Genomic DNA, 23,102 nt, shown 5'->3' with positions numbered 1-23,102 from the left:
TTATGATACAAACTGAATCAAAACTTACAGTATGTGATAACAGTGGTGCTCGTACGGCAAAGTGCATTCGTGTACTTGGTGGAACGGGACGCCGTTATGCAAGCGTGGGGGATATCATCGTTGTCGCTGTACAGAATGTCATCCCGTCAAGTGATTTGAAGAAGGGTGCAGTATCGAAGGCCCTGATTGTTCGTACCAGGAAAGAGATCCGTCGCAAGGATGGATCCTATATCCGTTTTGACGACAATGCCTGTGTCTTGTTGAATAGTGCCGGTGAGCTCCGCGGAAGTCGTATCTTCGGTCCGGTTGCCCGTGAACTTCGGACTGTTAATATGAAGGTCGTTTCTTTGGCACCTGAGGTTCTTTAATGTTTAAAATTTAAGAAAGTAATGAGTAAATTACACATAAAAAAAGACGATACCGTAATTGTGCTCGCTGGTAGAGACAAGGGTAAGTCTGGAAAGGTGCTCAAAGTGCTGGTAGATGAAAACCGGGCCATCGTTGAAGGGGTCAATATGGTTACTAAGAGCACTAAGCCTTCAGCTAAAAATCCTCAGGGGGGTATTGTCAAGCAGGAGGCTTCAATTCATATTTCTAATTTAAGTCTGATTGATCCGAAAAGTGGCAAACCTACCCGTATCGCCATTAAGCGTGAAGGGAAGAAGGTCGTTCGTATCGCTAAAAAATCAGGGGAGGAAATCAAGTGATGAATACAGCACGGTTAAAACAAGTATATACAGATACGATTGCACCGTCTCTTACTAAACAGTTTAACTATTCTTCTGTCATGCAGGTTCCTGTCTTGAAGAAGATTGTGATTAATGAGGGACTTGGTGACGCTACCCAGGATAAAAAAATCATTGATGTCGCCATCAATGAACTGTCTTCCATTACGGGTCAGAAAGCTGTTGCTACTTACTCCAAAAAAGACATCGCTAATTTCAAACTTCGTAAATACATGCCTATCGGTGTGATGGTTACTTTGCGCCGTGAGCGGATGTACGAATTCTTGGAGAGGCTCATTCGCGTGGCTCTTCCTCGTATCCGTGACTTCAAAGGTATTGACTCCAGACTGGATGGACATGGCAACTATACCCTCGGTATTTCTGAGCAGATCATCTTCCCGGAAATTAATATCGATAAAGTTGATCGTGTGCAAGGAATGAACATCACCTTTGTAACTTCTGCTACTACAGATGAAGAAGGTTATGCTTTGCTCAAGGGTTTCGGTTTTCCATTTAAGAATGCTAAAAAGACTAAATAGATATGGCAAAAGAATCAATGAAAGCTCGCGAAGTGAAGCGTGCAAGACTTGTAGCACGTTATGCAAAGAAACGCGCAGCTTTGAAAAAGATTATCGCTACTGCTACTGATCCCGCAGAGGCTTATGAGGCTGCTCGTAAGTTACAGGCTATTCCTAAGAATGCTGATCCCATTCGTCTGCATAACCGTTGCAAGATTACGGGGCGTCCAAGAGGATATATCAGACAGTTTGGTCTCTCTCGTATTCAGTTCCGTGAGATGGCTTCCGAGGGCTTGATCCCTGGTGTGAAAAAGGCCAGTTGGTAATCTTATCAATTCATACAGATCACATTTTTAATATTGTCGGGGTGTCCCGATTAATTAATTTTTATTTTTATGACAGATCCTATAGCAGATTATCTGACTAGACTCAGAAATGCAATCATGGCTCATCACCGTGTTGTGGATGTTCCTGCGTCTAACTTGAAGAAAGAGATCACAAAGATCCTCTTTGAGAAAGGATACATTCTGAATTACAAATTTATTGAGGATGGTCCTCAAGGTACAATCAAGGTCGCATTGAAGTATGATCCGAAGACGAAGCAAAATGCTATCAGAAGCTTGAAGCGCGTGTCCACTCCTGGACTTCGTCAGTATACGGGTTACAAAGATATGCCGAGAGTAATTAACGGACTGGGTATTGCAATTCTATCTACGTCTAAAGGTGTAATGACTAACAAAGAGGCTGCTGAACAGAAAATTGGCGGTGAAGTTCTTTGTTTCATATATTAATTGGAGGATTTGATATGTCAAGAATAGGGAAATTACCAGTTAATATTCCGGCAGGTGTAACTGTAAATTTTGATAAAAAGACAGGAATCCTTTCAGTCAAGGGACCAAAAGGTGAACTTTCTCAAAAGATAGATCCTTCTATCAAGGTGGCTCTGGCCGATGGTGCGGTAACGTTTGCTGTCGATGAGAAGAGCCTTGTTGATAGTAAGCAGAAACAGGCATTCCATGGCCTTTACCGCTCTCTGGTGAATAATATGGTCATTGGGGTAAGCGAGGGCTATTCTAAAACAATGGAGCTCGTTGGTGTCGGTTACCGTGTGACGAATCAGGGGAATATTATCGAACTCACCTTGGGTTATACACACCCCATTTATATGCAACTTCCTAAAGAGGTGAAGGTTGAGACGAAGGCTGAAAGGAATCAGAACCCGATGATAACATTGGAGTCTTGTGATAAGGCTTTGCTCGGACTCATCTGTGCAAAAATTCGTTCTTTCCGTATGCCTGAACCTTATAAAGGAAAAGGTATTCTCTTTAAAGGAGAGGTCATCCGCAGAAAGTCTGGTAAGACTGCTGCTGCTAAGTAATTTTAATTTTTTACGACAATGACAACAAAAAAAGTTGAAAGACGAATTAAAATAAAGTTCCGCATTCGTAAACACGTGAAGGGAACTGCTGAGCGTCCACGCCTGAGTGTATTCCGTTCTAATAAGCAAATCTATGCTCAGTTAATCAATGATTTGACGGGAAATACTCTCGCTTATGCCTCTTCTTTAGGAATGGAAAAACTTCCTAAACTGGAGCAGGCTAAGAAAGTCGGTGCTCTTGTTGCTGAGAAGGCAAAGGCTGCCGGAGTAGTATCTATAGTTTTTGACCGTAATGGTTATCTCTATCATGGCCGTGTCCAGGCACTTGCTGACGCAGCTCGTGAGGGTGGCCTTAAATTTTAATCGATTATGGCAATGAATAGAGTAAAAGCAAATAGTGACGTCGAATTGAAAGATCGTCTGGTTGCTATTAACCGTGTAACTAAAGTTACTAAAGGTGGTCGTACCTTTACTTTCGCTGCTATCGTCGTTGTAGGTGATGGCAAGGGTGTTCTCGGTTATGGCCTGGGTAAAGCCGGAGAAGTTACGGCTGCAATAGCTAAAGGTACTGAAGCTGCTAAAAAAAGCTTGATGAAAGTACCGGTTCTCAAAGGTACTATCCCTCACGAAATGGAAGTTTCTTATGAGGGTGCCAAAGTCCTGCTGAAGCCAGCTGCTGCCGGTACAGGGCTGAAAGCTGGAGGTGCTATGCGTGCTGTCCTGGAGAGTGCAGGTATTACGGATGTGATTGCTAAGTCCAAAGGTTCTTCCAATGCACATAACCTGGTCAAAGCTACGATCCTCGCTCTTTCCAAAATGCGTGATCCTTATCAGGTTGCTGGTCAGCGTGGAATAAGTATGGAAAAAGTATTTAATGGTTAATTTGGGGGGAATTAGAAAATGGCAACTATAAAAATCAAGCAAATCAAGAGTAGAGTTGGTGCTCCTGTTGATCAGAAGAATACCCTTATCTATCTTGGGCTCCATAAGATCGGCCAGGTAGTCGAGGTTGAGGACAATCCTGGAAATAGTGGTATGATCCGTAAGGTTCATCACCTGATTGAGATTATTAAATAACGAATTCTTAAAATTTGACGCAATGATTAGATTACATAATTTGAAACCAGCAGTTGGTTCTACACATTCACGTCGCCGTCTTGGACGCGGTTCAGGTTCTGGCTTAGGTGGTACTTCTACCCGTGGATCCAAAGGAGCCAAATCGCGTTCTGGTTATAAAAGAAAGATCGGATTTGAAGGTGGCCAGATGCCATTGCAGCGTCGTGTTCCTAAAGCTGGTTTTAAAAATATCAACCATAAAGAATACCTCGCCGTTAATCTGTCTTCTCTTCAGAAACTCGTAGAGGCGAAGAACTATACCAAGATCGGCTTGAAGGAAATGAAAGAGGCTGGACTTTTTGATGGAAACAAGCTTATCAAGGTTTTGGGTGATGGCGAATTGAAGTCTAAGGTTGATGTAGAGGCAAATGCTTTTTCTAAATCAGCCGAACAGGCCATTACGACATTAGGTGGTAAGGCAACAATAATCTAAGTGAATGAAAAAGTTAATTGAGACACTAAAGAACTGTTGGAAGGTTGAGGATCTGCGTCAGCGGCTCCTCATCACCCTCCTGTTTGTGGCTATATACCGTTTTGGGTCATTTGTCGTTCTTCCTGGTATTGATCCCGGGCAGTTGGCACATTTACAGTCACAGACCGCAGGTGGACTGATGTCTTTGCTTGATATGTTCTCTGGAGGTGCTTTTTCCAATGCGTCTATCTTCGCATTGGGGATAATGCCTTATATTTCTGCCTCAATCGTCATGCAACTCCTTGCTGTTGCTGTTCCTTATTTCCAGAAAATGCAGCGTGAGGGTGAGAGTGGCCGTAAGAAAATTGATTGGTATACAAGGTGGCTGACCATAGCAATTCTGCTTTTTCAGGCTCCGTCTTATCTGATTAACCTTAAGATGCAGGCTTCTCAGGCTCTTGCTACGGGGGTCAGTTGGACAGTCTTTATGGTTCCTGCAACGATCATCCTTGCTGCCGGCAGTATGTTTATCCTTTGGTTGGGAGAACGTATTACAGATAAGGGCGTGGGTAATGGTATTTCTTTGATCATTATGATCGGAATTATTGCTCGGTTGCCCCAGGCTTTCATTCAGGAAGTGGCTTCTCGCCTGCAGGCGATTACCGGGGGAGGATTGATCATGTTCATCGTTGAGATCGTTATCCTTTATGCGGTGGTCTGCGCTTCTATTGTCCTGGTTGAGGGTACTCGTAAAGTCCCTGTGCAGTATGCCCGGAGAGTAGTAGGCAACAAGCAGTATGGTGGAGCTCGTCAGTATATTCCTTTGAAGTTGTTCGCTGCCAATGTGATGCCGATCATCTTTGCACAGGCACTGATGTTTATTCCGTTGGCTATTGTACGCTATAATACGGCAAATTCGGCCTGGTGGGTTCAGGATCTCATGAACACGCGGAGTCTGCTTTATAACATCGTCTATGTGATCTTGGTGATCGCATTCACATATTTTTATACAGCAATCACTTTAAACCCGACGCAGATGGCTGATGACCTTAAGCGTAATAATGGGTTTATTCCTGGTGTCAAGCCGGGTAAGGATACCGCGGAGTATATAGATACTGTGATGTCTCGTATTACCTTCCCTGGTTCCTTGTTCATCGCCTTTATCGCTATCATGCCGGCGCTGGCAGGTCTGTTGAATGTTCAGGAGTCTTTCTCTCAGTTCTTTGGGGGGACATCTCTTCTGATTCTTGTGGGTGTCGTAATTGATACCTTACAGCAGATTGAGAGCTATTTGCTGATGAGACATTATGACGGCTTGCTGAGCTCGGGTCATACTCGTCATGCAGGACTCTCTGCCTATTGATCTTTAGAAATGAAAATATTTCTGAAGACCGAGGATGAAATCCGACTCATGCGTGAGGCTAATCATCTGGTCGGTGCTACGCTCACGGAAGTGGGCAGACATATTAAACCTGGGGTCACGACGATTCAACTTGATAAGATTGCTGCTGAGTTTATTCGTGATCATGGCGCAGAACCTACCTTCAAAGGTGTTCCTAATCCTTTTGGCGTGGATGTGCCTTTCCCTGGTTCTGTTTGTACATCGGTCAATGATGTTGTCGTGCATGGCATACCGAGTGAAAAGACTGTCTTAAAGGATGGTGATGTCATTTCTGTCGATTGCGGCGCATTGCTGAATGGCTATAATGGTGACAGTTGTTATACCTTTTGTGTCGGCGAAGTAGATCCGGAAGTTCAAAAACTCTTGGGAACTACAAAAGCGGCACTCTATAAAGGGATTGAGCAGGCAGTGGCAGGAAACCATGTCGGTGACATTGGTTTTTCGGTACAACAGTGCTGCGAGGCTGAGGGTTATTCGGTGTTCAGAGAGTTAACGGGTCATGGGATAGGAAGGCTGATGCACGAGGATCCCCCGGTTCCTAATTATGGACGACAGGGTGAAGGCTTGCTTCTGAAAGCAGGTATGTGTATTGCTATAGAACCCATGGTTACAATGGGTGAACGCAAATTGTGGCTGCTCCCTGATAAGTGGGGCCTTGCCACGGCAGATCATCAGATCGCTGCTCACTTTGAACATACTATTGCTATTCGTAGGGGAAGAGCTGAGATTTTATCTACATTTGACGGTATCGAACAAATCAGTCGGTGAGTGATCCTGTAAGTCGTTCGCCGAGTTTGGTCCGCAGAGTGTTAACGGTCAAAGAGTATTTAATATTTATAAGGAGTTAATAAGTAATTATGGCAAAGCAGCCAGCTATAGAACAAGACGGAACGATCGTCGAAAGTTTATCCAATGCAATGTTTCGTGTAGAACTTGAAAATGGAGTTCAGATCATAGCTCATATTTCAGGGAAAATGCGTATGCATTACATCAAGATTTTACCTGGAGATAAGGTCAAAGTGGAAATGAGTCCATACGACTTGACAAAGGGAAGAATTGTTTTTAGATATAAATAAAAGATTTCAAAGATATGAAGACTAGAACATCAATAAAGAAACGTACTCCTGAGTGCAAGATTGTGCGTCGTAAAGGACGTTTATTCGTAATCAACAAGAAGAACCCTAAGTTCAAAATGCGTCAGGGGTAATGTTAAAAATTCGTAAAAGTGTACATTGACAATGAATTTTGTTGTATCTTTGCACACTCTTTCGCGAGTATGTAACTATTATTTTTTTATCAATAACAAATGGCAATAAGAATTGTTGGAGTAGATTTGCCCCAGAATAAGCGTGGCGAAATCGCATTGACTTATATTTTTGGTATAGGTCGAAGTAGTTCAGCAAAGATATTGGATGCGGCCGGTGTTAACCGTGACCTGAAGGTCAGTGATTGGACTGATGATCAGGCAGCCAAAATCCGTGAAATTATCGGCGCTGGATATAAAGTAGAAGGTGATCTCCGTTCTGAGATCCAAATGAACATCAAGCGCCTCATGGATATAGGTTGCTATCGTGGCGTCAGGCATCGTAATGGTCTTCCTGTTCGCGGTCAGAGTACTAAGAATAATGCTCGTACCCGTAAGGGGAAAAAGAAGACTGTTGCTAATAAGAAGAAGGCGACTAAGTAAAATTTAGTTGATTTCTTGAGTCTGCTCTTGACTTGTTCAAGGCGGACAAGGATTTCATGCTATAAATTCAATAATCATGGCAAAGACAAAAGCAACATCTAAGAAAAGAAATGTAAGGGTTGATGCAATTGGTCAACTGCATATACACAGTTCTTTCAATAATATTATTGTATCTCTTGCAAATAACGAGGGCCAGACTATTTCCTGGTCATCCGCAGGCAAGATGGGCTTCCGCGGTTCTAAAAAGAATACTCCGTATGCTGCGCAGATGGCAGCTGAGGATTGTGCTAAAGTCGCTTATGAACTTGGTCTGCGCAAGGTGAAAGCATACGTCAAAGGACCGGGCAACGGGCGTGAGTCTGCTATCCGTGCCGTGCATGGCGCTGGCATCGAGGTCACTGAAATCGTGGATGTGACTCCATTACCACATAATGGCTGTCGTCCTCCGAAGCGTCGTCGTGTATAATTTCATCTGAACATCAATTTTTAAAAGAATTTATTTCATTATGGCAAGATACATAGGTCCTAAATCTAGAATTGCACGCCGTTTTGGTGAACCAATCTTTGGTGCTGATAAAGTGCTATCCAAGAGAAATTTCCCTCCTGGGCAGCATGGCAACGACCGCCGTCGTAAGCAGTCAGAGTATGGTGCACAGCTTGCTGAAAAGCAGAAGGCTAAGTATACTTATGGCGTGCTGGAACGTCAGTTCCGCAATATGTTCGATAAGGCCCAGAAAGCTCCTGGAATTACTGGTGAGGTTCTTCTCCAGAATCTTGAGAGTCGTCTGGATAATATCGTGTTCCGTTTGGGCATCGCTCCCACACGTGCTGCCGCTCGTCAGTTGGTAGGTCACCGTCACATCGTTGTTGATGGTCAGGTCGTTAATATTCCTTCTTATTCCGTAAAACCCGGTCAGGTGGTCGGCGTTCGTGTCAAGGCTAAATCTCTTGAAGTCATTGAAGCTGCTCTGGCTGGTTTCAACCATAGCAAATATCCTTGGCTTGAATGGGATGAAAATACGAAGAGCGGTAAGTATCTTCATAAGCCGGACCGTGCTGATATTCCTGAGAATATCAAGGAACAGTTAATCGTTGAGTTGTACTCTAAATAATAAAAATCATTAAATTAATGGCGATATTAGCATTTCAAAAACCTGATAAAGTCGTAATGCTGGAGGCTAACGACCACTACGGAAAGTTCGAATTCCGCCCTCTCGAGCCTGGCTTTGGTGTTACTATTGGTAACGCTCTTCGCCGCATGCTCCTTTCATCACTTGAAGGTTATGCTATCAACACAGTCCGTATAGGTGGTGTTGAGCATGAATTTTCAACTGTACCTGGTGTAAAGGAAGATGTCACCAACATTATCTTGAATCTTAAGCAAGTTCGGTTCAAGCAAGTAGTAGAAGAATTCGAGAACGAGAAAGTTAGTATCACCGTAGAGAATTCCACTGAATTCAAAGCAGGTGATATTGGTAAGTACCTGACTGGATTTGAAGTGTTAAACCCTGATTTGGTGATTTGCCATTTAGACCCTAAAGCTTCAATGCAGATTGATCTTACCATTAACAAGGGACGTGGCTATGTTCCTTCAGAGGAGAACAGGCAATTCTGCACGGATGTCAATGTGCTTCCAATAGATTCTATTTACACGCCTATCCGTAATGTGAAATATTCTGTTGAGCCTTATCGTGTCGAACAAAAGACGGATTATGACAAACTGGTAATTGAAGTTACTACGGATGGTTCCATCAGCCCTAAAGATGCTTTGAAAGAGGCTGCAAAAATCCTTATCTATCATTTCATGTTGTTCTCGGATGAGAAGATAACACTGGAAAACCCTGATAAGGATAATAACCAGGAGTTTGATGAAGAAGTGCTCCATATGCGCCAGTTGCTTAAGACTCGGCTCGTGGACTTGAATCTGAGTGTTCGTGCACTCAATTGCCTGAAGGCCGCTAACGTGGAAACTTTGGGTGATTTGGTACAATATAACAAGACTGATCTTTTGAAGTTCCGTAATTTCGGTAAGAAATCGCTTTCAGAGCTTGATGATTTGCTCGAGAGTCTGAATCTATCGTTTGGAACTGATATTTCAAAGTATAAACTGGACAAGGAATAAGAATAGGATAAGGCTTGCGTGAGCAGAAATCTATTCAAATACAAGTCCAAATAAAAAACAAAATGAGACATAACAAAAAATTCAACCATCTCAGTCGTACTGCATCACATCGGGCATCTATGCTGGCTAATATGTCAGTGTCCCTGATTATGCACAAAAGAATCACTACGACTGTAGCTAAGGCAAAGGCCCTGAAAAAATATGTAGAACCTTTGGTTACTCGTTCTAAGAATGATACGACATCTTCTCGTCGTGTTGTCTTTCGCTATCTTCAGAACAAGGAAGCCATTAAGGAACTTTTTGGTGCCGTCGCTCCTAAGATTGCTAATCGCCCGGGGGGCTATACTCGTGTCATCAAATTAGGCTCACGTCTCGGTGATGGCGCTGATCGGGCTTTTATTGAGCTCGTAGATTTTGACGATAATATGGCTAAGACTCCTAAGACGGGAGCAAAGCGTACCCGCCGTGGCCGTAATAAAAAGAGTGAAAATGTGACATCAGCTGAAGAGACCGCAGAAACTCCTGAAAAGGAAAATGTTCAGAAGACGGAAAAAGAAGCTGAGACCAAGGTTAAGGAAACCAAGGATCCTGTTAAGGTAAAGGATACTAAGGCAGAAGAAACCAAGCCTGAGGATGCAAAAGAAACTCTTAAGGCTGAGTAATAGAAATTCTTGATTATACTTTAGAAAAGTAAATCAGTGACAAGTATTTCAAAAAGTCCGGATTATGATTGATCCGGACTTTTTGATTTTATTTTTAGGTGTATGCTGAAAAATCGGATCATTTTATAAAGTTGGGCTTTTTAACCATCTTATTATGTTTTAGGAATGAAGTAACTCAAATCATATTGTTGTTTTTTACAGTATATATGTCATTTTAAGGCCTTAAAATCACTGACCTTGACGCCTGATTCCGGGAGATATTGTCATGGAGGAGCAAAATGCACCATTTCGCTCACCATTGACTATCGTCGTGAGAATCAGTGACTATGATTCTTATCGTTAAAAAAACAACAATATGACGTGGACCGAAAAATCATGTATCCTTATTAAGAGTTAGATTCTCTTTTGTTTTTTATGCATAATAATATTTATAAGTAATAAAAAGTAAGAAAATATAGCTTCATGGTTACTGGTGAGTGACTTTTATGTTAAAAAGCTATTACATTTTCTTTAAAATCCTTTTCGAACGGATTAACATAGAATTACTACAAAATGTCCGATTAACTTTACAGGCGAATTAAAGGCTGTATCTAAATTGGGCAAATAGGGTATTACTGCGCCTGCACCCAATTGTTCTTCATTTTATATAGAATAAATGTAATGAAACATTTGGATGTAAAAGATAATGCGCATGCGCTTTTCTTTTGGTGTTATGCAATTTGGATTTTTGCACTCGCTGCAATGATGAGCCTCTATACGAAAGAAGAGGCATTTCTTATTATCAATCATTTTAGGTCATCTTTCCTTGATCAGGTAAGCAAGTTTGCCACTTATATGGGGAATGGACTATTTGTGCTGTTGGTGGTTGTAATATTGGCCATTTTGAAGCGTCGTAAAATAGCTTGGACTATATTAGCAAGCTTTTGTTTGTCCGGAATAGTTTGTGTCCTGTTAAAACGTATTTTTAATGAACCCAGGCCTGTATCCTGTTTCTCAGATCCACGGGCGGTATTGGGAGTGGTTGGGATACATCTGAATAGAAGCCATGGATTCCCGTCAGGACATACCACGTCAGCGTTTTCCGTTGCGTCTGTTATAGTCCTTTCTGTGCGCAGAAAAAGATGGATAGGCCTCCTTTGCTTTTTTCTTGCCTGCTTTGTGGGCTATTCCAGGATATACCTTGGACAACATTTTGTCGGAGACATTCTTGTTGGCTCTGTTTTAGGTGGTATAGGTGGTTATGTGTGTGTGTCAAAAAGCAATTTCTGCCTTATCAAATATGGTTTTGGGATAGAATTCTTATTGAGGAAAAAACTGGCGCCTTTTACTTGTAATGACGAGCGAAAAGATGATCATGAAGACGGATGTTGTAAGCGAGGTTTAGGCAACCAAAGGTTGCCAGGGGTAATGGCTATGGTGGAAGGTGAGGCTTCCGAAATTTCCAAAGGAAGGTCAGAGGCCGGGGAGAGCAGGGCACCTGAAGATGAAAATTCTGGTGAACTTTGTGAAAGACATAGAGATCGGTTCAGATCAAGCTAATGTTTCCTTTCATGCCGATGTAATTAATTATTTCAATTAATGTTGCTGGATTTTTATGTTTTTCTTTAAATAATATTACGAAATGTTCAAGTTGAAAAATAATTTAAGTTTGGTCTGGTTCTGTGTTATTGCCAGTATTATCAATTTCCTTTTATATCATTATCCCTTTTTCGCATTTGTCTTCCACAATGTCGATGATAAAAGCCTTAATGGTATTATTATCATTATAAGTTTGGTCGTCATTATGCTAGTGGCCAACTTTTTTACTTTTTATTTGTTCCTTTTCCTGTCAAGAATTGTAGGGAAATGGCTATTGGCAATCACTTTTGTCATCAATGCGGTATGTGTTTATTTTATCAATACTTACAGTATCATCATTGATGAAAGCATGATGGGGAATGTGTTTGATACCCATTATTCAGAGGCGAGTAGTTTCTTTTCTATCAGAATGTTTTTATATGTCTTGATATTCGGCGTAGCACCCGCTGTGTGGGTTATCAGGTCAAAAATAACTAAGGAAAAACCAAAAAGGTTTTTTACAATCTCGTCTCTTTCCTTGTTGTTTCTACTCATTTTATCTTTTGCCAATGCTAGTAACTGGCTTTGGGTTGACAAACATTCAAAACAGCTGGGAGGCCTTGCTATGCCCTGGTCATATACCGTAAATACTTCACTTTTCTATATTCATAAACACCAGAAAAATAGAAAAGAGATTTTATTGCCTAATGCTACAATAGAAAACAATAAGAAAGCGGTTGTGATATTGGTTATTGGAGAATCGGCAAGACGTGCTGACTTTTCGTTATATGGATATAAAAGAAATACTAATCCGTTGCTGTCTAAAACACCAAACCTTCATTGGTTTAAGGCAACTTCCGGGGGTACTTATACAACTGCGGGCGTAAAATGTATATTGGAATACAAAAACACTCGTGATTTATATGAGATATTACCGAATTATCTGTATAGAAATAATGTTGATGTCTATTGGCGGACGACTAACTGGGGAGAACCTCCGGTACATATCAAGCATTATGAGACAAAGGGTGAACTAATTTCTGAATGTAAGAGTAATAAGAATTGTCATTATAACTGTCATTATGATGAAGTGTTATTGACAGGACTGAAGAAAGAGATATTAGCCAGTAAAAAAAATAAAATATTTATTGTATTGCATACCAGTACGAGTCATGGCCCGACCTACAGTACAAAATACCCGCCACAGTTTGAAGTTTTCAAACCGGTTTGCCATAGTGTTGAATTAGGGGATTGTCCTCGTGCGCAACTTGTCAATGCTTATGATAATACGATTGTTTATACAGATTATATCTTACATAGCATAATTGGAATCTTAAAACAGTTGAAAGGCTATGACTGTGCTATGATATTTGTGTCAGATCACGGAGAATCATTAGGAGAAAAAAACTTGTATATGCATGGGCTACCTTTAAGTATTGCTCCTAAGGAACAATATGAAATTCCTTTTATCGTGTGGGTATCGGACGGTTCCAGACAACTAAAACCGGAACGGAATCTGACTCAGTGGAATGTGTTCCACAGTGTTTTGAATTTTCTTAGTGTGAAAAGCCCTATCTATAATGAGAAAATGAATATATTCAAATAGTGGCCATGGAGTCTTCGGATATATGTTACTATAGGGATAGGGGTATGTGCTTTTGTAATCCTCCTGATGAATATGAAAAGCAGAGGTTCATGTCAAGACAATAAAGTAGGAGAATAGCAGGAGAACTCAAAAGGATGAACAATGAAAATTTTTGATTAAATTAAAGAAAGTAAATCATTGAGGTATATTCCAAAAGTCCGGATTGGTAAAATCTGGACTTTTGGTTTCTTTTTGGGGTTGTACAGCAAGTACAATCTTTAAAGTTGTGTCGTGGCTGGATGTATGCTGATCATAAGACAGGCGGAAGATGCCAGTTTAATGGTTGGTTTATTCTTTTAGAGCATTTTCAAATTACGTTTTAAGAAAATTTAATCTCTTTAGGGATTTTCCTACCTCTAAATAGGGAAAAAAGTCTTGTGGAATTGCAAACATTTCACTATCTTTGCTTACGTGATTTAGAGAATAAGATGATGAAAACGAATTTTATCTTATGTGCAACATGCGCGGCACTGATGCTGGGTAGTTGCGGTACTTATGAAGGCCAGGGAGCCTACATAGGCAGCGGGATAGGAGCAGTAGTGGGTTCGTCTATTGGCGATCTGGCTGGTGGATGGAACGGATCAGATGTGGGCACAATTGTCGGTATGGCCGGCGGTGCTGTGATTGGGGGAGCTATTGGCGCTCAGCAGGACCAGCAGCGACAGTCTGATAGGACGCAGATTCATCATCAAGGGAATGTCCCTGACCGGTATGGTTCTGGTGACTATTCTGATGATTCTTATGGTTATCAGGGCGATCAGAATATTTCTCAGGATCGTCAGCAGGATGAGGGACAGAATTATGCTCAGGTGGGTTCTGATGAGAGCGGTTTTAATTCTTCAAATAGTGGTGATGATCGTATCTATGATGTCAATGGTCAAGGGACAAGGGACAATCGAACTGATGCTCCGGAAGCTGTGAGCCCTTCCTTCTCAGAGGGTAGAACGAATACTAATGCCAGTGGTTATGTTTATAATCCTGATCTGGAGATTCGAAATGCCCGTTTTGTGGATTCTGACGGGGATAACCAACTGAGTCGTAACGAGGTTTGTAAGATTACTTTTGAGATTTATAATATGAGTGATCACGCTATGATGGATGTTGTTCCTATGGTTGTAGAGGCTGATGGAAACAGACATATTTATGTTTCTCCCAGTATTCATGTAGAGAAAATCGATGCAGGACGTGGCATTCGCTATACTGCTGTCGTAAAGGCTGACGGAGGACTGAGGAATGGAAACGCCCGTTTTTGCGTGAGTGCAGTACAGGGGAATCGTACCGTCTCCAAGGTGAGTGAATTTGATGTGCCCACGCGTGCATATCAGTGGTCGCATTCTGGATATTCCTCAAGAGGAGAATAAATGATCTTAAAGAGCATTCTGGAGGGATATGCTTTCAGGATGCTCTTGTGAAAGTGGGTCTTGAAAAAATAGCGTAATCGGAAAAATCAGAAGGCCTTCTTCTCTGCTTGGAAGGATGATTATAGTGTTTCATGCTGGTTGGTGGAAGGGGACTCTTTCCCCGTTTTCTTTTGAGCTGAGCACGATCGGATATTTCTACTTCAGAAGGTGGTTACCCCAGTCTTTCAGTTTCTCAAAGACGTTCCCCCAACGATTGGGTGTTTCTTTACGAGGTAAATCTTCGCTTTTTTTGTACAAATCATCTTTCTTACTGTCTTTTTTCTGAAGGTCCTGATTCTTTTCAGACTTGTTGACTGCCTTTTCCTTTGTGGCATGTTTTGTAGAGAGTCCTTTGGGACGGAGATGCCGTTCTTCGGATTTTCTTTGTGCCTTCTTCTCTTCTTCAGTAATGGTCTTAGCCTTTTTCCAATGTTCAATAAAACTATATCCGTCTTCAGCTACTTCAAAGTCCATATCCGGCAAATTAAGATCATCAGCTGAACGAAAAGGAACGGGGTTTTGTACAACTTCGACTCTTACGGTCGCAACGCCTCTTCCGATCATGCCGATCTGCTTGGCAGCTGCCCAGCTTAGATCAATGATTCTTCCATGACCGTACGGACCTCTGTCGATTACACGTACGATAACTGATCTGCCATTATTCAGATTGGTGACTTTGAGTCTTGTTCCAAAGGGGTAAAATCGATGTGCACATACTAAAGAATCACGGTGAAGCCTTTCCCCGCTGGCGGTTCTCGTGCCCGTAGAATGCTTGGAGTAAAATGAAGCTTTCCCTCGCTGCTGGGCTGGCAGTGGAAAGACAATAAAAATGACAAACAGGGCGGACAGGATCATCCGCAGATGGATATTGATGGATGCGTTCTTTAAACTGATAATATTTGTTTTTTAGTTAAAATCCGTGATTCGGGCCCGGTGGTTCGCACTTGACTTATCAGATAAAAGTGCAGCTAAGTGAACCTCCAGATAATTGTTGTTTATGCAAAAATAATACTTTTTGTTGATAATTGCAAATAAACAGTTCGAAAATTGTCAGTTGGTCTTGCTGAAATTCTTGAAAAGGTTCCTGTTGGGCATCCTTGGTCTGTTTTGGGATAACGTAGTGCCTCTTTTTGGGATAGGTATTGCATAAGATTGGATCTTTACGGAATATTAAGACTCTTATTTTGCATCAATATCCAAAGATAGGTATCTTTGCAGATTATATAGTTACATGATTCTTTTCCTACGGGCATTTATGCCGCTTGTGAGAGGGAAGAAAACTTTAGAAAATTGAATGACGATGGAAGTAGGTCAGTATTATAGAAATCAGTCAGATGGACTGGAAGTACAGGTCAATGCGCTTAAACGTTGGAATAAATGGTGGATTATTGCAGAAATTCTCTGTGCTTTGGGAATGATAGCTGCTGTTGTCTTTATGATTGCCTGGACAGTAAAGGCCTGGATGCCTGTTCTTCTGATCATCTCCCTTCTTCTTTGGGTAGTGCTCTCACATCTTGATCAGCGGAATAGCAGACAAGTTGCCGTTTTGCAGGCTTGTATGGAAGCTTTCCAGTGTGAGGCCTTATCACTTTCTGGAGATTATTCTCATTTTCCTGAGGGGGAAGAATATGTTAATACTCATCATGAATATTCTTTTGATTTAGATGTCTTTGGAAAGAGCTCTCTTTTCAACCGCATAGCCCGGACGGTAACCCTTGGTGGAAGTAATTCCCTGGCACGTTCCCTGGCCCATTTGAAATGGGATGATAACCGGCCGGAGGCGTTGCTGGAACTGTCTCATCAGGAATCTTTTCTGACCCGGTTTAAGGCGCAAAGAATCTTGCAAGGTAAAGTCATTGATACCGGGAAAATGATGGAAGCAATACAACAACTTTCAACTTTTTCAATTCCTTCCTTCTTTACCAGCGGTTTGGGGAAGGTCTGTGGCTTTTTGCTTCCTGTAGGTTTTTTACTTTCTGTATTTCTTTCTGTCTTCGCAGTCATCCCCTGGCTCGTTCCTGTATGGTGGGGGATTATTCAACTTGTGTTTGTTTTCTCGTTGTGTAGCAGAAGTCTTAAGGAGATAGAAAAGATTGCTGACAATCTTGGGGAAATGTCAGTGGGCTATGCCGATCTGGTAGAGCTAATTACTAAAGCTGATTTTCATTCTGTGAAAAACCGGCAGATTCAGTCTCGGCTGAAAGACTCTGTAGAGGCTTTTAAAATTCTTCATCAGGTGCTGACGAACCTGGCAAGCCGGGCTAACTTGATCGGGCTGCTCCTTTTTGATCTCCTCTTCCTGAGTGATTTCCAACTGATCCGGAAATTCGCAGTCTGGCAGCATCTTTATGCTGACCGGATGCGAGAATGGGTGGATGCCGTCAGCGAAATGGATGCTTTGGTGTCAATGGCCACCGTCTGGTTTAATCATCCGGAAGGTACTGCTGCAGAAGTTGTTGATTCAGACGACTTTTACTTTGAAGCTCATGGTTTATATCATCCTTTTCTGGGCACCAGCGCTATCCGGAATGATTTTGATCTGAAAAGTCATGAGTTTGTACTGGTGACTGGTGCGAATATGGCTGGGAAGAGCACATTCCTTCGTACGATTGGTATCAATGTTATCTTGGCCTTTAACGCAATGCCCGTGTTTGCTTCGTCTCTGAAATTATCCCGGTTCAGGCTCTTTTCCAGCATGCGAACATCAGATGACCTGACACATGGCATATCATTTTTCAATGCTGAGTTGTTGAGATTACAGCAATTGATCTCATATTGCAAAAGTTCTGAAGAACCTACCTTGATTCTTTTGGATGAAATACTGAAGGGCACGAATTCTCTGGATAAGTTGAATGGTTCTAAATTGTTCTTGCAAGCGATCTCTAGGATGAATGTCAGCGGTGTCATCGCTACACATGATCTGGAACTTTCCAAACTCGCAAATGAGTATCCGGAGACATTCCGGAATGTTTGTTTTGAGATCAAACTGGGTACGGATATTACGTATTCTTATCGGATTACCCCGGGTGTTGCCAGAAATCAGAACGCTACTTATCTGCTGAAGCAGATTCTGAAAGATTTATGACGTAAAAGCCTGGGAAGATCGAAAATGCGTTAATATGTAAGTTGCATCATTAAAATAAGTATAAATATCACTCTTTTAAACCTCAGAATTTGGGGAATGGTGTTTTCTTTAATATCTTTGTGACTGTGTTTTTCATGGTATTAGATTTAAGGTTATAAATTTGGTGTACGGTGGTACACCTTTTTTTATGCTTTTTCCTAAACGAGACAGCGGGATTTTTACTATCTTTGCATTGTTTAGCGATTTCTTTTGAAGGGACAACCGGATTGTATCAGTGATCACCTTATCGTCCGGGTGGTTTTGATCTGTCCGTGGGCTTGTCATTTTGGTCTGTATGGGCGAGCTTTCCACCTCAAGGAGAGGCAGGGTGTTATATGGGGTATATCGTAAGTAATAAAATCTAAATAATGAGTAATAAAAAACCGGCATTAACGGACAAGAAGTATGCTCTGCCTTTTGTCTTGATCACAGTCCTGTTCTTCTTGATCGGGTTCTCAAGGGCTATCTTGGATGTCTTGAACAAACACTTCCAGAACACACTTTGTATTTCTATTACCAGGTCTTCTCTGATACAGGTAATGACCTTTTTAGGCTATTTCCTGCTGGCTATTCCCGCTGGAAAATTTATCACGAAATATGGTTATCGTCGTGGTGTGATCTTCGGGCTGATCCTCTTTGCCGTAGGTGCATTCCTGTTTATTCCAAGCGCACTCAACGGTTCTTTCTACGCTTTTCTGTTCTGTCTCTTTATCATCGGTTGTGGTCTGGTCTTTCTGGAAACGGCCTCAAATCCGTATGCTACCGAACTAGGCCCGAAGGAGACGTCAGCCAGCAGGTTGGTCCTCTCTCAGTCTTTCAATGGATTGGGAAGCATGATGGCAACGCTGTGCGTAGGACAATTCCTTTTCAGTGGTTATGAGGAGGGGCATCATATCTGGATCCCGTATGCCATCCTTGGAGCTGTTGTCTTGGTTATCGCAATTATTTTCTCCCATGTTTCTCTGCCGGAAATAAAGTATGATACTACTGATGAGGAGAAGGGACACCCTTATAGGAGTTTATTGAAGGAACATCGTATTTTCGTGTTCGGCCTTCTGGCTTTGCTGGCATACGAATTTGCGGAAATCTCCATTAATAGTTATTTCATTAATTTCACGACAGGAATGGACTGGATGACTGACCGGACGGCTTCTCTGGTCCTGACCGGAGCTTTGGCCCTGTTTATGGTCGGAAGATTTTTCGGAAGCTGGATCATGCGTATGATGTCAGCAGAGAAATGGCTGTTGGTATGTGCGACGGTTACGGTGCTGGATATGATATTGATCATGACCCTTTGTAAGATTGGTAAACTCTCTCTCTTCTTCCTGATCTTGAATTATTTCTTTGAGGCCATCATGTTTCCTACCATTTTTTCCATTGCGTTAAGAGGCCTTGGGGGATTGACGAAGACAGCGTCTTCTTTATTGATGATGACCCCTATCGGGGGATGCGGATTCCTGTTGATCGGCCTTTTGGCTGACCGTACCCATGTCGTCTTGCCTTTTATCGTACCGTTGATAGGATTCATTATTGTCTGGCTTTATGCACTGACGGTCCTGAGCAGGTCGAAACGGGAAGGAGCGCGGAGAAGAGAATGATTCTCTTTTGTAAGATCTGGGTTACAAGAAAAAGGAAATGACTGGTATTCAAACCTTCAGACGGCCTTTTTATCCTTGTATGACTAAAAAATATGGTTCCTGATTTGCTCAGGCTAAAAGAAAAGGTTAAATTTGCATTCGGTTTCAACAGTAAGAAAAGTAGTTAATGTTTTTAATATAATCAAATTATGGCTATCGTAGATTATAAGAAATTAGGCTTGGTCAACACCCGTGAGATGTTCAAAAGAGCCGTGAATGGTGGCTGGGCAGTACCGGCATTCAATTTTAACAACCTGGAGCAGCTTCAGGCTATCATCAAGGCTTCTGCTACTTTGAAGTCACCGGTGATCCTGCAGGTTTCAAAGGGCGCCCGTGAGTATGCTGATCCCGTTTTACTTCGTTACCTGGGTGCAGGTGCCGTAGCTTATGCTAAGGAATTGGGTTGCAACCATCCGGAAGTTGTTTTGCACTTGGATCATGGTGACAGTTTCGAACTTTGCAAGTCTTGTGTAGACAATGGTTTCTCTTCTGTAATGATTGATGGTTCTTCGCTTCCATACGAGGAAAATATCGCATTAACCAAGAAAGTGGTTGATTATGCTCATCAGTATGGGGTAACTGTAGAAGGTGAGCTTGGCGTTCTTGCAGGAGTTGAAGATGAGGTTTCTGCTGAAGAATCTCACTATACACGTCCTGAAGAAGTGATCGACTTTTCCGGTCGTTCAGGTGTTGACTCCCTGGCTATTTCTATTGGAACCAGTCATGGAGCTTATAAGTTCAAACCTGAGCAGTGTACTCGTGACCCGAAGACAGGCCGCCTGATTCCTCCTCCATTGGCATTTGATATTCTTGCTGAGATTGAGAAGAAACTCCCTGGTTTCCCCATCGTTCTTCATGGCTCTTCTTCTGTTCCTCAGAAGTTTGTTGATATTATTAATCAGTATGGTGGTAATCTTCCTGATGCCGTTGGTATCCCTGAGGAGCAACTCCGTAAGGCTGCTAAGAGTGCAGTATGCAAGATTAACATTGACTCAGATTCTCGTCTGGCCTTTACGGCAGGTGTTCGTGAGACACTGGCTAAGCATCCTGAGTATTTTGATCCTCGTAAGTATTGTGGCGTGGCTCGTGAATATATGACTGAGATGTACGAGCATAAGATCACAGACGTTCTTGGATCAGATAACAAATTGGCAAATCTTGATTAAAGTAAATAATTCTTTCTGGTATTAACTTGAAAGAATTGAAAATAAAGAGGGTGTATCACTTTGATATATCCTCTTTTTTTATCACAAAGCCCCGACTTTCTTAAGCTAGGGCTTTGCTATGTCTAATAAGTTCTTGTACCTTTAGACATCTAATTTATAACTATGACAAGGGTGCACTTTATTTCTTGGACACCCAACCAAATGGTTCTTTTTCCACAAAGAATTGATGAGGATATTGCGGAGAATGCCCCGGTCCGCATCATCAATGGGATCATAGACGGTCTGAAGCTGCACAATATTCCGAATCTCTACAAGGAAACCGGTCGCAGTCCCTATCTCCCCAGGATGATGCTCAAGGTCATCATATATGCCTATATGAACAACATCTATTCCTGTCGCCGTATAGAAAAACTGCTATGCCGTGACATCCATTTCATTTGGATGATATATCCCGCTGATAATCAATGAAATAAATATTAAATATAATTATTCAGCGGACTCTAAGTATGTCCTAAACTAATTCTGCCACGGGTGTAATGCTCACCTAATTATTTCATTTTTCTTTCTAAAATGGGGCGGGTAGTACAATCAAGTCAATATAAAACTGTAATTATTGAGAAATAAACTGTTATTTTTGATAAAATGAAAATGATTTGATAATTTTCATATATATTTGTAAAAAATTAAATAACTAAACCTGAATATTCATGAAAATGCAAAAATTACACTTAATGTATCTTGTATCATTAACTAAATTATAGAACTCATGTGAAATTCTTGGTAAATAAAGCTAAGGGGGATAATTATACCATGTATAAAAAATATATATTCTTAGTATGTCTGTTCAGTCTTTCAATATACGGCTGTTCGGGTAAAGATGACGTTAATAATACTTCTAATAAGCGAATCAGAATAGAGTATTCTTCTTATGACGTGCAGATTTCAAAAAATTCACCTACGGATTCTGTTGCCTTAACAATACGGTGGATTGATGTAGAGGTTCCTTCCTACCAGTTTACGCTTTCCAATAGGTTTAACGGCATTACTTATGCGTTAAATGATGACAGCAAAAATTCTTCCAATGATAGAACATTAGGCATCACGGAGAAAGAATTGGATGATGCTGTTACCCAGATGGGATTGTCAGATAGTATAACTGTTCCTTTGACCTTGACAATTGGTGTAGCAGGCAATGAAAATACGGTAGCGTCCAATACCAAAATTAATGTTACTTTTTCAGAAAACTACTATACGAATCCTGTTGTAGATACGAGTCTGCCTGATCCGACGGTAATCAGAGCGAATGGTAATTATTATCTTTATGCTACAGAAGATATTCATAATGTCCCGATCTTGAAATCCAGAGACATGATACATTGGACACAGATTGGGACTGTGTTTACAGACAAAACACGTCCTACATTTGTTTCAGGTGGTGGAATCTGGGCACCGGATATTGAATATATCAATGGTAAGTATGTTTTGTATTATGCCATGTCTGTCTGGGGAGGAGAGTGGGGCTGCGGCATCGGGGTTGCTACTGCTGATTCTCCTGAAGGCCCTTTCACCAATCTCGGGAAATTGTTTACAAGCAATGAAGTGGGAGTACAGAATTCCATTGACCCATGTTATATTGAAGATAATGGAAAAAAATATCTGATATGGGGGAGTTTTCATGGCATCTATGCCATACAACTGACAGATGATGGATTACAGGTCAAAGAGGGCTCAAAGCCGATACAAATCGTTGGAACTGCCTATGAGGGCTCTTATGTGTTCAAACGAGGAAATTATTATTACTATTTCGGTTCAAACGGAACTTGCTGTGATGGCTTGAACAGTACTTACAGGGTCGTTTGTGGCAGATCAGCCTCTCTTTTTGGTCCTTATGTTGACAAGGAAGGAGAGAGCTTGATGAATAACAAGTATGATGTGTTGATCAATGCTAATTCCTATTTTGTGGGTAACGGGCATGATTCGGGCATTGTGCAGGATGATGCTGGTCAGGACTGGATGTTTTATCATGGTTATGTCAGAAGTACAGGAGCGGGAAGAGATTTGATGCTCAGTCAAATTAAATGGGATAAGGACTGTTGGCCATATATAGTAGGTGGAAGTCCCCAGAAAACCGCACAGATTCCTTTTATAAGAAAAAAATAAACTTTAATCTGAATAAAATGAAAGAACATGAGAAATCACAATTACTAATGACTTAAGTATAAGTTTTAATTCTATGACCTTTTTTTGATAAAACATTTAACTAACTTATAATCAATTATTCCTCTCAGTTGATATTTTCCGTTCCAGTATATAGAGTGGACGACTGTACTTATATTATCTAAATCTTATAACATGAATAGAAAAACATTTCTTTTAATGTGTCTGTTCAGCCTCTTGTTTTATGGCTGTTCAGATACCAACACCGTTACAGGCTATAATCCCAAGGAGGCTGTGACATTTACGGATTTTACCCCTAGTGGAGGCGGGTCCCGAACCCGTTTCTTTATTAATGGGAGTAATTTTGAGACTAATCCTGATAATATTGCTGTAA

At 41.4% G+C, this 23,102-nt stretch carries 27 protein-coding genes and 2 pseudogenes; 28 read left to right on the top strand and 1 reads right to left on the bottom strand.

Annotated features, from left to right (window positions below):
- The first annotated feature begins 2 nt into the window (after positions 1–2).
- From rplN to ACYRYG_RS04850, 22 genes are all read left to right on the top strand, one after another.
- Positions 3–368 (top strand): 50S ribosomal protein L14, encoded by a 366-nt coding sequence (rplN, locus tag ACYRYG_RS04955; RefSeq protein ID WP_293416068.1) that lies wholly within the window; start codon positions 3–5, stop codon positions 366–368.
- Positions 369–389: 21 nt separating this feature from the next.
- On the top strand, positions 390–707 hold the full coding sequence (rplX, locus tag ACYRYG_RS04950; RefSeq protein WP_293416070.1) for a 50S ribosomal protein L24: 318 nt from the start codon (positions 390–392) through the stop codon (positions 705–707).
- Positions 707–1,264 (top strand): 50S ribosomal protein L5, encoded by a 558-nt coding sequence (rplE, locus tag ACYRYG_RS04945; protein WP_293416072.1) that lies wholly within the window; start codon positions 707–709, stop codon positions 1,262–1,264. The genes rplX and rplE overlap by 1 nt, the downstream gene beginning before the upstream one ends.
- Before the next feature lie 2 nt (positions 1,265–1,266).
- Positions 1,267–1,569 carry a 30S ribosomal protein S14 gene (rpsN, locus tag ACYRYG_RS04940; protein ID WP_293416074.1) on the top strand — a complete coding sequence of 101 codons (303 nt, stop codon included), beginning with the start codon at positions 1,267–1,269 and terminating at the stop codon, positions 1,567–1,569.
- Between the two features lie 69 nt (positions 1,570–1,638).
- Entirely contained in the window at positions 1,639–2,034 is a 396-nt protein-coding gene (gene rpsH, locus ACYRYG_RS04935; protein ID WP_293416076.1) for a 30S ribosomal protein S8, read from the top strand.
- Positions 2,035–2,048: 14 nt separating this feature from the next.
- Positions 2,049–2,621, top strand: a complete 573-nt coding sequence (gene rplF, locus ACYRYG_RS04930) for a 50S ribosomal protein L6 (protein WP_293416078.1) — start codon at positions 2,049–2,051, stop codon at positions 2,619–2,621.
- Between the two features lie 18 nt (positions 2,622–2,639).
- Positions 2,640–2,984 (top strand): 50S ribosomal protein L18, encoded by a 345-nt coding sequence (gene rplR, locus ACYRYG_RS04925; protein ID WP_293416080.1) that lies wholly within the window; start codon positions 2,640–2,642, stop codon positions 2,982–2,984.
- Between the two features lie 6 nt (positions 2,985–2,990).
- Positions 2,991–3,503: a 30S ribosomal protein S5 gene (gene rpsE, locus ACYRYG_RS04920; protein WP_293416082.1), complete on the top strand. Its 513-nt coding sequence runs from the start codon at positions 2,991–2,993 to the stop codon at positions 3,501–3,503.
- An 18-nt stretch (positions 3,504–3,521) separates the two neighbouring features.
- Positions 3,522–3,698, top strand: coding sequence for a 50S ribosomal protein L30 (gene rpmD, locus ACYRYG_RS04915; protein WP_293416084.1), 177 nt, complete (start codon positions 3,522–3,524; stop codon positions 3,696–3,698).
- A gap of 25 nt (positions 3,699–3,723) precedes the next feature.
- Positions 3,724–4,170: a 50S ribosomal protein L15 gene (gene rplO / locus ACYRYG_RS04910; RefSeq protein ID WP_293416102.1), complete on the top strand. Its 447-nt coding sequence runs from the start codon at positions 3,724–3,726 to the stop codon at positions 4,168–4,170.
- Between the two features lie 4 nt (positions 4,171–4,174).
- Positions 4,175–5,512 (top strand): preprotein translocase subunit SecY, encoded by a 1,338-nt coding sequence (secY, locus tag ACYRYG_RS04905; protein WP_293416086.1) that lies wholly within the window; start codon positions 4,175–4,177, stop codon positions 5,510–5,512.
- Positions 5,513–5,521: 9 nt separating this feature from the next.
- Entirely contained in the window at positions 5,522–6,319 is a 798-nt protein-coding gene (gene map, locus ACYRYG_RS04900) for a type I methionyl aminopeptidase (protein WP_293416088.1), read from the top strand.
- An 89-nt stretch (positions 6,320–6,408) separates the two neighbouring features.
- Positions 6,409–6,627 (top strand): translation initiation factor IF-1, encoded by a 219-nt coding sequence (gene infA, locus ACYRYG_RS04895; protein ID WP_252760868.1) that lies wholly within the window; start codon positions 6,409–6,411, stop codon positions 6,625–6,627.
- Between the two features lie 14 nt (positions 6,628–6,641).
- Positions 6,642–6,758, top strand: a complete 117-nt coding sequence (gene rpmJ / locus ACYRYG_RS04890; RefSeq protein WP_252760867.1) for a 50S ribosomal protein L36 — start codon at positions 6,642–6,644, stop codon at positions 6,756–6,758.
- 99 nt (positions 6,759–6,857) lie between these two features.
- A complete protein-coding gene (gene rpsM, locus ACYRYG_RS04885; RefSeq protein WP_293416090.1) occupies positions 6,858–7,238 on the top strand; it encodes a 30S ribosomal protein S13 in 381 nt (126 codons plus the stop codon).
- A 76-nt stretch (positions 7,239–7,314) separates the two neighbouring features.
- Positions 7,315–7,704 carry a 30S ribosomal protein S11 gene (rpsK, locus tag ACYRYG_RS04880; protein ID WP_252760865.1) on the top strand — a complete coding sequence of 130 codons (390 nt, stop codon included), beginning with the start codon at positions 7,315–7,317 and terminating at the stop codon, positions 7,702–7,704.
- Between the two features lie 40 nt (positions 7,705–7,744).
- Positions 7,745–8,350, top strand: a complete 606-nt coding sequence (gene rpsD / locus ACYRYG_RS04875) for a 30S ribosomal protein S4 (protein WP_293416092.1) — start codon at positions 7,745–7,747, stop codon at positions 8,348–8,350.
- 17 nt (positions 8,351–8,367) lie between these two features.
- A complete protein-coding gene (locus ACYRYG_RS04870) occupies positions 8,368–9,360 on the top strand; it encodes a DNA-directed RNA polymerase subunit alpha (RefSeq protein WP_293416094.1) in 993 nt (330 codons plus the stop codon).
- A gap of 62 nt (positions 9,361–9,422) precedes the next feature.
- Complete coding sequence (gene rplQ, locus ACYRYG_RS04865) at positions 9,423–10,022, top strand: 50S ribosomal protein L17 (RefSeq protein WP_293416096.1); 600 nt, start codon at positions 9,423–9,425, stop codon at positions 10,020–10,022.
- Positions 10,023–10,682: 660 nt separating this feature from the next.
- The gene (locus ACYRYG_RS04860) at positions 10,683–11,561 is read left to right on the top strand and encodes a phosphatase PAP2 family protein (RefSeq protein WP_293416098.1); all 879 of its coding nucleotides are present in this window, start codon (positions 10,683–10,685) and stop codon (positions 11,559–11,561) included.
- An 82-nt stretch (positions 11,562–11,643) separates the two neighbouring features.
- Complete coding sequence (gene eptA / locus ACYRYG_RS04855) at positions 11,644–13,185, top strand: phosphoethanolamine--lipid A transferase EptA (RefSeq protein ID WP_460197787.1); 1,542 nt, start codon at positions 11,644–11,646, stop codon at positions 13,183–13,185.
- Positions 13,186–13,655: 470 nt separating this feature from the next.
- Positions 13,656–14,585: a hypothetical protein gene (locus ACYRYG_RS04850; RefSeq protein WP_294074635.1), complete on the top strand. Its 930-nt coding sequence runs from the start codon at positions 13,656–13,658 to the stop codon at positions 14,583–14,585.
- A gap of 195 nt (positions 14,586–14,780) precedes the next feature.
- Here the strand turns inward: ACYRYG_RS04850 and ACYRYG_RS04845 are convergent, their stop codons facing one another.
- Positions 14,781–15,479 (bottom strand): septal ring lytic transglycosylase RlpA family protein, encoded by a 699-nt coding sequence (locus ACYRYG_RS04845; protein WP_293443452.1) that lies wholly within the window; start codon positions 15,477–15,479, stop codon positions 14,781–14,783.
- Between the two features lie 445 nt (positions 15,480–15,924).
- On the opposite strand from ACYRYG_RS04845, the gene ACYRYG_RS04840 reads away from it, so the two are divergent.
- The 6 genes and pseudogenes from ACYRYG_RS04840 to ACYRYG_RS04815 form a co-directional block, all read left to right on the top strand.
- Positions 15,925–17,709 carry a MutS-related protein gene (locus tag ACYRYG_RS04840; RefSeq protein WP_293424578.1) on the top strand — a complete coding sequence of 595 codons (1,785 nt, stop codon included), beginning with the start codon at positions 15,925–15,927 and terminating at the stop codon, positions 17,707–17,709.
- A 407-nt stretch (positions 17,710–18,116) separates the two neighbouring features.
- Positions 18,117–19,346 (top strand): MFS transporter, encoded by a 1,230-nt coding sequence (locus ACYRYG_RS04835; protein WP_293419934.1) that lies wholly within the window; start codon positions 18,117–18,119, stop codon positions 19,344–19,346.
- A gap of 188 nt (positions 19,347–19,534) precedes the next feature.
- Positions 19,535–20,551: a class II fructose-bisphosphate aldolase gene (locus tag ACYRYG_RS04830; protein ID WP_293419937.1), complete on the top strand. Its 1,017-nt coding sequence runs from the start codon at positions 19,535–19,537 to the stop codon at positions 20,549–20,551.
- A gap of 162 nt (positions 20,552–20,713) precedes the next feature.
- Positions 20,714–20,995: pseudogene (locus tag ACYRYG_RS04825) on the top strand (transposase); the annotation flags it as partial.
- 690 nt (positions 20,996–21,685) lie between these two features.
- Positions 21,686–22,711, top strand: coding sequence for a family 43 glycosylhydrolase (locus ACYRYG_RS04820; RefSeq protein ID WP_460197815.1), 1,026 nt, complete (start codon positions 21,686–21,688; stop codon positions 22,709–22,711).
- A gap of 192 nt (positions 22,712–22,903) precedes the next feature.
- Positions 22,904–23,102, top strand: a pseudogene (locus ACYRYG_RS04815) (IPT/TIG domain-containing protein); the annotation flags it as partial.

The organism is Segatella asaccharophila (assembly GCF_054687055.1).
Note: the sequence above shows the minus strand (reverse complement) of the source record. Positions and strands in the feature narration are given on the sequence as shown.

Excerpts from the sequence above, each read along its gene's own strand:
- ACYRYG_RS04870 (WP_293416094.1), top strand. The coding sequence starts at position 8,368 with ATGGCGATATTAGCATTTCAAAAACCTGATAAAGTCGTAATGCTGGAG.
- eptA (WP_460197787.1), top strand. The coding sequence starts at position 11,644 with ATGTTCAAGTTGAAAAATAATTTAAGTTTGGTCTGGTTCTGTGTTATT.
- rpsK (WP_252760865.1), top strand. The coding sequence starts at position 7,315 with ATGGCAAAGACAAAAGCAACATCTAAGAAAAGAAATGTAAGGGTTGAT.
- rplQ (WP_293416096.1), top strand. The coding sequence starts at position 9,423 with ATGAGACATAACAAAAAATTCAACCATCTCAGTCGTACTGCATCACAT.
- rpmD (WP_293416084.1), top strand. The coding sequence starts at position 3,522 with ATGGCAACTATAAAAATCAAGCAAATCAAGAGTAGAGTTGGTGCTCCT.
- rpsE (WP_293416082.1), top strand. The coding sequence starts at position 2,991 with ATGGCAATGAATAGAGTAAAAGCAAATAGTGACGTCGAATTGAAAGAT.
- rplF (WP_293416078.1), top strand. The coding sequence starts at position 2,049 with ATGTCAAGAATAGGGAAATTACCAGTTAATATTCCGGCAGGTGTAACT.
- rpsN (WP_293416074.1), top strand. The coding sequence starts at position 1,267 with ATGGCAAAAGAATCAATGAAAGCTCGCGAAGTGAAGCGTGCAAGACTT.
- infA (WP_252760868.1), top strand. The coding sequence starts at position 6,409 with ATGGCAAAGCAGCCAGCTATAGAACAAGACGGAACGATCGTCGAAAGT.
- secY (WP_293416086.1), top strand. The coding sequence starts at position 4,175 with ATGAAAAAGTTAATTGAGACACTAAAGAACTGTTGGAAGGTTGAGGAT.
- rplE (WP_293416072.1), top strand. The coding sequence starts at position 707 with ATGAATACAGCACGGTTAAAACAAGTATATACAGATACGATTGCACCG.
- ACYRYG_RS04820 (WP_460197815.1), top strand. The coding sequence starts at position 21,686 with ATGGGATTGTCAGATAGTATAACTGTTCCTTTGACCTTGACAATTGGT.
- ACYRYG_RS04835 (WP_293419934.1), top strand. The coding sequence starts at position 18,117 with ATGAGTAATAAAAAACCGGCATTAACGGACAAGAAGTATGCTCTGCCT.
- map (WP_293416088.1), top strand. The coding sequence starts at position 5,522 with ATGAAAATATTTCTGAAGACCGAGGATGAAATCCGACTCATGCGTGAG.
- rplR (WP_293416080.1), top strand. The coding sequence starts at position 2,640 with ATGACAACAAAAAAAGTTGAAAGACGAATTAAAATAAAGTTCCGCATT.
- ACYRYG_RS04830 (WP_293419937.1), top strand. The coding sequence starts at position 19,535 with ATGGCTATCGTAGATTATAAGAAATTAGGCTTGGTCAACACCCGTGAG.
- rpsH (WP_293416076.1), top strand. The coding sequence starts at position 1,639 with ATGACAGATCCTATAGCAGATTATCTGACTAGACTCAGAAATGCAATC.
- rpsM (WP_293416090.1), top strand. The coding sequence starts at position 6,858 with ATGGCAATAAGAATTGTTGGAGTAGATTTGCCCCAGAATAAGCGTGGC.
- rplN (WP_293416068.1), top strand. The coding sequence starts at position 3 with ATGATACAAACTGAATCAAAACTTACAGTATGTGATAACAGTGGTGCT.
- ACYRYG_RS04845 (WP_293443452.1), bottom strand. The coding sequence starts at position 15,479 with ATGATCCTGTCCGCCCTGTTTGTCATTTTTATTGTCTTTCCACTGCCA.
- ACYRYG_RS04840 (WP_293424578.1), top strand. The coding sequence starts at position 15,925 with ATGGAAGTAGGTCAGTATTATAGAAATCAGTCAGATGGACTGGAAGTA.
- ACYRYG_RS04860 (WP_293416098.1), top strand. The coding sequence starts at position 10,683 with ATGAAACATTTGGATGTAAAAGATAATGCGCATGCGCTTTTCTTTTGG.
- rplX (WP_293416070.1), top strand. The coding sequence starts at position 390 with ATGAGTAAATTACACATAAAAAAAGACGATACCGTAATTGTGCTCGCT.
- rpmJ (WP_252760867.1), top strand. The coding sequence starts at position 6,642 with ATGAAGACTAGAACATCAATAAAGAAACGTACTCCTGAGTGCAAGATT.
- ACYRYG_RS04850 (WP_294074635.1), top strand. The coding sequence starts at position 13,656 with ATGAAAACGAATTTTATCTTATGTGCAACATGCGCGGCACTGATGCTG.
- rpsD (WP_293416092.1), top strand. The coding sequence starts at position 7,745 with ATGGCAAGATACATAGGTCCTAAATCTAGAATTGCACGCCGTTTTGGT.